The organism is Aureibaculum luteum, assembly GCF_003449015.1.
GTDB lineage: Bacteria > Bacteroidota > Bacteroidia > Flavobacteriales > Flavobacteriaceae > Aureibaculum > Aureibaculum luteum.
This window is the reverse complement of record NZ_QRGD01000048.1, coordinates 1-548: the sequence shown is the minus strand read 5'-3', so window position 1 is coordinate 548 and position 548 is coordinate 1. Positions and strand designations below refer to the sequence as shown.

Genomic DNA, 548 nt, shown 5'->3' with positions numbered 1-548 from the left:
AAGGCTCTGGGCGGTCACATTGACCAATGTACTTGTTGTAAGAAGATACATGTGTCGTACAACTCTTGCAGGAATCGGCATTGCCCTACCTGCCAAGGGCATAAACGAGAACAATGGATACAGGCAAGGGAAACAGAACTATTAAATGCACCTTATTTTCATGTGGTGTTTACTGTTCCACATGAGTTGAACAGGTTTTGTTTGTTATACGGCAAACAAATCTATAAAGTATTGTTTACATCCGCTTGGCAAACGATAAAGCAATTCTCTAAGACAGAGAACCAAGCAACCCCAGGAATGATAGCAGTACTTCACACTTGGGGGCAGAACTTGAGTTTACATCCCCATTTACACTGTATAGTTCCTAATGGAGGTGTTACAGAATCAGGGTATTGGAAACAGGGTAAACAAGACAAAAAGTTTTTGTTTTCTGTAAAAGCGATGAGCAAAATGTACCGAGCAAAGTTTATTTCAGAGATACGAAAAGAACAACTACCCATACCAAAACAGACCTATGATAAACTGTTTAAAAAGAACTGGGTGGTCTA

Annotated in this window: 1 protein-coding gene; it reads left to right on the top strand. The window is 39.8% G+C overall.

The features are described from left to right. The coding region (locus D3P13_RS22020) for an IS91 family transposase (protein WP_232829273.1) at positions 1 to 548 on the top strand (548 nt) is incomplete at both ends.